Genomic DNA, 7,942 nt, shown 5'->3' on the forward strand with positions numbered 1-7,942 from the left:
CCTGATTTTGCGCTTCGCTGCAGTGAAAGTCCACTCCGTGTAAAAGAACCACGAACAATTTCAACCAGCCTGTCACTCTCGGCCAATTCCGGCCTACGCATTAGACCGCATAGCCAAGTCAGAAAATATAGTTTAACACTAAACCAAATTCCGGGAAGGAGCTTGTTCACCGATGTCCGACACACCCAGCCTGCGGCAGGCCGCGCTTGACTATCACGCCCACCCGAAGCCCGGAAAACTTGAGATAAAAGCGACCAAACCGCTGGCCAATGGCCGCGATCTGGCGCGTGCCTATTCGCCCGGTGTGGCCGAGGCCAGCCTTGAGATCAAATCGGATGCCGCCAATGCCGAGCTTTATACGTCGCGCGGGAACCTGGTGGGTGTCGTGTCAAACGGCACCGCGGTTCTGGGGCTTGGCAATATTGGCGCGCTGGCCTCGAAACCGGTGATGGAAGGCAAGGCGGTTCTGTTCAAGAAATTCGCTGGTATCGACTGTTTCGATATCGAAGTGGACCAGCCCGACCCGGAAAAGCTGGCGGATATCGTCTGCGCGCTGGAACCGACCTTCGGCGCTATCAATCTGGAGGACATTAAAGCACCGGATTGCTTTGTCGTCGAAAAACTGTGCCGCGAGCGGATGAACATCCCGGTATTTCACGATGACCAACACGGAACGGCCATCGTCGTTGGCGCCGCGGCCAAGAACGCCCTGCACGTTGCCGGCAAGAAGTTCGGAGACATCAAGGTGGTGTCAACTGGCGGCGGTGCGGCGGGCATTGCCTGTCTGATGATGCTGGTCAAACTGGGGGTCAAGCGCGAGAACATCTGGCTGTGCGATATTCACGGGCTGGTCTACGAAGGCCGGGCCGAAGATATGAACCCACACAAAGATCAGTTCGCGCAGAAATCAGACCTGCGCACACTGGATGATGTAATTGGCGATGCAGATCTGTTTCTGGGACTCAGCGGCGCGAATGTCCTGAAGCCCGAGATGGTCGCAAAGATGGCAAATCGCCCGATCATCTTTGCCCTGGCCAATCCGACCCCTGAGATACTGCCGGATGCCGCCCGAGAGGTTGCTCCGGACGCGATCATCGCAACGGGCCGCAGCGATTTTCCCAATCAGGTCAACAACGTGCTGTGCTTTCCCTTCATCTTTCGCGGTGCCCTGGATGTCGGCGCGACCGAGATCAACGATGACATGCAGATTGCCTGCGTCGATGGCATCGCCGAACTGGCCCGCGCCACCACCAGCGCGGAAGCCGCTGCCGCCTATCAGGGAGAACAACTGACGTTCGGGCCGGATTATCTGATTCCGAAACCGTTCGATCCGCGTCTGGTGGGCGTTGTATCGTCATCGGTTGCCAAGGCGGCAATGGCCAGTGGCGTGGCCAAACGGCCGATCTCGGATATCGAGGCTTATAAGGAAAGCCTGAACCAGACTGTTTTCAAATCGGCCCTGCTGATGCGTCCGGTGTTCGAGGCCGCAGCCGCAGCGTCGCGCAGAATTGTCTTTGCCGAAGGCGAAGACGAACGGGTTCTGCGCGCGGCACAGGCGATCCTGGAAGAAACTACGGAAACACCGATCTTGATTGGCCGACCCGAGGTGATCGATGCACGCTGCGAAAAGCTGGGCCTGACTGTCCGGCCGGGGCAGGATTTTCAGATCGTGAACCCGGAAAACGACCCGCGTTACTACGATTACTGGAACTCTTACCATCAGGTCATGCAGCGCCGGGGCGTCACTCCGGATCTGGCCAAGGCGATCATGCGCACCAACACGACCGCGATTGCCGCCATCATGGTCCAGCGTGAAGAAGCCGACAGCATGATCTGTGGCACCTTTGGTGAATATCGCTGGCATCTGAACTATGTCGAACAGGTTCTGGACGACGGAAATCTTCGTGCGCAGGGCGCGCTGTCCCTGATGATTCTGGAAGACGGTCCCCTTTTCATTGCCGACACACATGTCCGGCAACTGCCCACACCTGAAGAACTTGCTGAAACGACAATCGGGGCGGCCCGCCACGTGCGGCGGTTCGGGCTTGAGCCGAAAATCGCGTTCTGCTCGCAATCTCAATTCGGCAATCAGGCCGAAGGTTCTGGCAAACGTCTGCGCGCCGCGCTGGATATTCTGGACTCCAAACCTCGGGACTTCACCTATGAAGGTGAAATGAACCTGGATGTTGCGCTGGACCCCGAGCTTCGCTCGCGTATCTTCCCAAATTCGCGCCTTCAGGGCGTTGCCAACGTATTGATCTTTGCCCACGCGGATGCCGCCAGCGGGGTGCGAAACATTCTGAAGATGAAAGCGGACGGAATCGAAGTCGGTCCCATTCTGATGGGCATGGGCAACAAGGCGCATATCGTGACGCCCTCGATCACGGCGCGCGGCTTGTTGAACATGGCGGCCATTGCCGGAACCCCGGTTGCGCATTACGGTTAATGGGGTGGCCTGACATAGGCCGCCGTTTTCGGGAGGGGGCACCATGAAGGGGCATTGTCACTGCAAGGCCGTCCGTTGGGAAAGTGACGGCATCATAGCGTGGAGTTGTTATTGCCACTGCACAGATTGCCGCCGCAACTGCGCCGCCCCTGTTACCGCATTTTTCGGATTGCCGCATGAATCGGTGACCTGGTCTGGCGATCCACCTGCGGTCTATCGGTCATCTCCGGATGTCGAGCGGTTGTTCTGCGCGGCCTGTGGAACTCAGATGGCGTACCGCAATGCAGGGGACACGGTGAACATCCACCTTTACATCGCGACGCTGGAAAACCCGGAAACAGTTTCGCCCCGGTTTCACGTGTTCCATACAGATCACCTGCCGTGGCTGGATATTCAGGACAGCTTGCCCCGATACGCCAAGACCGGAAACTGAACGCTCCGTGATTCCGCGACCATTTGCAACTAATAATTTGCAGTTTTGCAAAACAAAGGCTTTGTTGCCAATTCACCTTGATAGGGAGGGCGATTTGCAAAACTTTGCAGCCCATTTTCCCGGTATCTGCAAATAATTCGCGGTAAACTGACGCGTCGTCATTTCAGCCGCTTGTCCGACAGGCGGCAGATGCCTAACACACTGGCAAGGGATTTTGAGGAGGACGATGCCGTGGCTTATCAGGACATCTATGAGAGTTGGAAATCCGATCCGGAGGCGTTCTGGATGGACGCCGCCAGGGGGATCGACTGGGTACAGCCGCCAAGCAAAGCGCTGTTTGACGACAATGCCCCGCTCTATGAATGGTTCTGTGACGCCAAGGTCAACACCTGCTGGAATGCGGTGGACCGGCATGTCGAAAACGGTCGGGGTGAGCAGACGGCCATAATCTACGACAGCCCGATCACCCATACAAAACGCGAAATCTCATATGTCGAACTGCGCAACCGCGTTGCAACGCTGGCCGGGGCGCTGCGGGCCAAGGGGATCGAGAAAGGCGACCGGGTCATCATTTACATGCCCATGATCCCCGAAGCGCTTGAGGCGATGCTGGCCTGCGCGCGTTTGGGGGCTGTTCACTCGGTCGTGTTTGGCGGTTTTGCCAGCAATGAACTGGCCGTTCGGATCGACGACGCGAAACCAAAGGCGATCATTGCGGCGTCTTGCGGGCTGGAACCCGGTCGAGTGGTGCACTACAAGCCGCTACTGGACGGCGCCATCGAGATGGCGAGTCACAACCCCGAATTCTGCGTCATCTTCCAGCGCGAACAGGAAGTGGCGCAGCTGATCGAAGGGCGCGATTTCAACTGGCATGGCTTCCAATACGGCGTTGAACCGGCGGAATGTGTGCCGGTTGATGGCAACGATCCAGCCTATATCCTTTATACCTCGGGAACGACCGGCGCGCCCAAAGGTGTTGTGCGCCCTACCGCAGGGCATCTTGTGGCGCTGAACTGGTCAATGAAGAACATCTACAACGTTGATCCGGGCGATGTGTTCTGGGCCGCCTCGGACGTGGGCTGGGTCGTCGGTCATTCTTATATCTGTTACGCGCCGCTGATCCACGGCAACACGACGATCGTGTTCGAAGGTAAACCGGTCGGCACCCCGGATGCGGGCACTTTCTGGCGGGTGATTTCTGAACACAACGTGCGCAGCTTCTTCACCGCCCCAACGGCCATCCGCGCTGTCAAGCGCGAAGACCCTTTGGGCGACATGCTTAAGAATTACGACCTGTCCTGCCTGAGGGCACTGTTCCTGGCAGGTGAACGTGCAGACCCGGACACGATCACATGGGCGCAGAACGCACTGAAAGTTCCGGTGATCGACCATTGGTGGCAGACCGAAACGGGCTGGACCATTGCCGGCAACCCGCTGGGGATCGAGGAACTGCCGGTCAAGCTGGGATCACCCGCCAAGCCGATGCCAGGATATGACGTGCAGATTCTGGATGAGGCAGGCCACCCGGTTCAGGCGGGCGAGCTTGGGGCCATCGCGGTCAAACTCCCCCTGCCGCCCGGCACTCTGCCGACCCTTTGGAACGCCGAGGACCGGTTCCGCAAGTCCTATTTGGATCAGTTCCCCGGTTATTACGAAACCGGTGACGCGGGGATGATCGACGAGGACGGCTATCTCTATATCATGGCGCGCACCGACGACGTGATCAACGTGGCCGGCCACCGCCTGTCCACAGGTGGGATGGAAGAGGTCCTGGCCGCCCATCCCGACGTCGCCGAATGCGCGGTCATCGGCGTCTCGGACCAGCTGAAAGGGCAGATGCCAGTTGGCTTTTTGTGCCTGAACGCCGGCTGCGATAAAGATCACGCCGAGGTCGTGCAGGATGTCGTCAAAATGGTGCGCGAAAAGATCGGGCCTGTTGCGGCGTTCAAGCTTGCTGTCGTGGTCGACCGCTTGCCCAAGACACGGTCGGGCAAGATCCTTAGGGGTACCATGGTCTCGATTGCAGATGGCAAGGACCACAAGATGCCCGCAACCATCGACGATCCGGCCATTCTGGATGAGATCGCCGAAGCCCTGAAAACCATCGGTTACGCTCAGTAACCCAGAAACGGGCGACAAACCGTCGCCCGCTTTTCGCCTTTCGCTTGCAACCTGTTACCGGCCCCCTACTGTCACTCTGAGACAGAGAGGGCCCATGACAGATCAAGAACTCTGGCGACTAACCGCCACCGAATTGTCCAGCCAAACCCGCAGCGGCGCACTGAGCGCCGAGGCCGCCGTGCAAGGCGCGCTGGACCGGATGCACGAGATCAACCCGGACCTGAATGCGGTCGTAGACGACCTGAGTGTGCAAGCCCTTGAACGCGCACGAGAACTGGACAAGGCGCGCGCCAAAGGCGCGTCTGCAGGCCCGCTGCACGGTGTTCCCGTCACCATCAAGGTCAATGTGGACCAGAAGTACCACGCGACAACAAACGGCGTTTCTGCCCTGAAGGATGTCATCGCACCCGACGACGCCCCGGTGGTTGCCAATCTGTTGAAGGCAGGCGCGGTCGTGATCGGCCGGACGAATACACCTGAATTCTCGTTCCGCGCGGACACCGACAATCCGCTTTATGGTCGCACGCACAACCCCTGGGGCAGGCACATCTCGCCCGGCGGGTCGTCTGGCGGTGCAGGCGCTGCCGTGATGGCCGGCATCGGCGCACTGGGCCATGGCAACGACATCGGTGGCAGTCTGAGATTTCCGGCAGCTGCCAACGGCGCGGTGACGGTCAAACCCGGTCTGGGCAGGGTACCAGCCTGGAACCCCAGCCAACAGGCCGAACGCGGGTTACTGGCACAGTCCATGTCGGTGCAGGGGCTGATCGCACGTTCTGCTGCCGACCTGCACCTGTCCATGCCTTGTCTGATTACCCCTGACCCGCGGGATCCGTTCCACGTTCCCCTGCCCTGGCGGACCGAGAACCCGGATACCCCGATCAGGGTTGCATTTACGAAGAACACATACGGCTACGACCTGCACCCCGAAGTTGAAAAGGCGCTGGAAACCGCACGCGATGCGCTGACGGACGCGGGCTATCAGGTAGACGAAGTCGAAACGCCGGATGTGTTCGACTGCGGACGCAATGGGTATCGCGCACTGATGGGCGAGGTTCTGACCCTGATGAAAAGCGACATCGAAGCGGTCGGGTCGCAGACCATCCGGGATGTCTTTGAAGTGTATTTCCAGGAATTTCCGCCGATCGTGGGAACCGAGTTGATCCGCATGCTGGCGGAACGCAGCCACTATGCAAGGCAATGGTCACTGTTCATGGAGGACTACGCGCTGGTTCTGTCCCCATTTCTGCCGCAACCCTTCTTTGGACCCGATCGTGACACAGAGGGGGCCGAAGGTGTTCACGAGGTTCTCGGCTGCGCCGTCTACTCGTACGCGATGAACTTTCTGGGTCTGCCGGCCGCATGCGTTCCCGCCCGGCTTGCAAGCCTGCCTAAAGGCCCTCAGCCGATCAATGTGCAGATCGCTGCGCGGCGGTGGCGTGAAGACCTGGCGGTTGATGCCGCGGCCGCGATCGAAGCCCGCGTCGGGCAGATGTGTTTTCCGCTGTGGGACAGAATGGAATCAGGGGCACGCTGAGCCTCGGCCTAAACCCTGACAACGCAGCTGACAAAAATAGACCCCGGGTTTTTGTGCCCGGGGTCCGCATACTAAAATATGCCCGAATTTCTGATGACGAGCGTAGCACCACCCACCCTCGCCAGCGCGAAAACTGCGCAATCATTTCGAATACGCTGTTGGCGGCCACTCACTCCCGCCTTAGCGTGTTCTCCGGGCAAGTTCAGATTAACGAATGATAAAGCACTTTCCTGTGAACTGGTTCACACAAACCGAAAAAATGTTCAAACTGGACAGCTTAGGTAAACTGCTCAGAAATCAGACGCTCCTCAAGACCATGGCCGGGATCGAACAGAATTCGGTGTGTGATTGACGGCTCGGACCGGATTTCAACCCAATCTATGTCAGGGAATGAGTTCGAATCCGCATCCGCCATGACCGGGCGTTTATCCGCTTCGATCACATCAAACCTGACATGCGCGATCTTGGGCAACAGAGCGCCGCGCCAGCGGCGCGGGCGAAATGCGGCAATCGCGGTCAGCGCCAGAACATCCGACCCGATCGGCAGAATCGGGCCGTGGGCCGAGTAGTTGTAGGCGGTAGATCCGGCAGGCGTGGACAACAATGCACCGTCGCACATGAGTTCAGCCATGCGAACCCTGCCATCCACGCTGATCTTCAGACGCGCGGCCTGCGGTCCGGCGCGCAGCAACGACACTTCGTTGATTGCAAGCGCTTCGTGCATCTTGCCGGACTGATCCATGGCGCGCATGGCCAGCGGGTTGATGACCTCCTCCTCGGCAGCGGCCAGCCGCTCCATCAGGTCACCTTCACTGAACTCGTTCATCAGAAAGCCGATGGTTCCGCGGTTCATGCCATAAACCGGCGTATCCAGATGTTGCATGTTGTGCAGGGTGTGCAACATGAACCCGTCGCCCCCAAGCGCGACCACAACATCTGCGTCCCGAGGCGCGGCATTGCCGTATCGGGCGACCAGCGCATCCCGCGCAATCTGGGCCACCTTGGCGTCGCTGGCAAGAAAGGCGATTCTCTGAATCATGTAAACGGGTTTCCGGTGCTGCACATTTGGTTCCGAAACAAACATACCTTTCCCCGATAGGCCAGACTTGACGCCATAACGGGCCAATTCGTCGCTTTACGACTTTTGCATGTATGTCGTTTCCGATAGGAAATCCGCAAGATTATTCCCAGCCATGTGGAGCCCCCATGAACGCCAATCTTCGTGACACCGGTTTTTTCACCCAGTCTCTTTCGGATCGTGATCCTGAGCTTTTCGGCTCGATCCGGTCCGAGTTGGGCCGCCAGCGCGACGAGATCGAGCTGATTGCGTCCGAAAACATCGTCAGCGCCGCAGTGATGGAGGCGCAGGGCTCGGTGATGACCAACAAATACGCCGAAGGCTATC

Annotated in this window: 5 protein-coding genes and 1 pseudogene; 5 read left to right on the forward strand and 1 reads right to left on the reverse strand. The window is 58.7% G+C overall.

The genetic code is table 11. From position 1 onward, the window contains the following. Positions 1-172: 172 nt before the first annotated feature. The 4 genes from ACR0FE_RS19415 (at position 173) to ACR0FE_RS19430 (ending at position 6,537) form a co-directional block, all read left to right on the forward strand. The gene (locus ACR0FE_RS19415; protein WP_480914733.1) at positions 173-2,446 is read left to right on the forward strand and encodes an NADP-dependent malic enzyme; all 2,274 of its coding nucleotides are present in this window, start codon (positions 173-175) and stop codon (positions 2,444-2,446) included. A 43-nt stretch (positions 2,447-2,489) separates the two neighbouring features. Continuing rightward, positions 2,490-2,879, forward strand: a complete 390-nt coding sequence (locus ACR0FE_RS19420; RefSeq protein ID WP_170808224.1) for a GFA family protein — start codon at positions 2,490-2,492, stop codon at positions 2,877-2,879. A 231-nt stretch (positions 2,880-3,110) separates the two neighbouring features. Beyond that, entirely contained in the window at positions 3,111-5,000 is a 1,890-nt protein-coding gene (gene prpE, locus ACR0FE_RS19425) for a propionate-CoA ligase PrpE (protein ID WP_480914744.1), read from the forward strand. A gap of 94 nt (positions 5,001-5,094) precedes the next feature. Next, positions 5,095-6,537 (forward strand): amidase family protein, encoded by a 1,443-nt coding sequence (locus tag ACR0FE_RS19430; protein WP_480909371.1) that lies wholly within the window; start codon positions 5,095-5,097, stop codon positions 6,535-6,537. Positions 6,538-6,814: 277 nt separating this feature from the next. Here ACR0FE_RS19430 and ACR0FE_RS19435 read toward each other — a convergent pair whose 3' ends face one another. Further along, on the reverse strand, positions 6,815-7,576 hold the full coding sequence (locus ACR0FE_RS19435) for an NAD kinase (RefSeq protein WP_170609519.1): 762 nt from the start codon (positions 7,574-7,576) through the stop codon (positions 6,815-6,817). Positions 7,577-7,743: 167 nt separating this feature from the next. Between ACR0FE_RS19435 and glyA the strand changes: the two are divergent. Then, positions 7,744-7,942: pseudogene (gene glyA, locus ACR0FE_RS19440) on the forward strand (serine hydroxymethyltransferase); the annotation flags it as partial.

It is taken from the genome of Ruegeria sp. K7 (assembly GCF_056531785.1).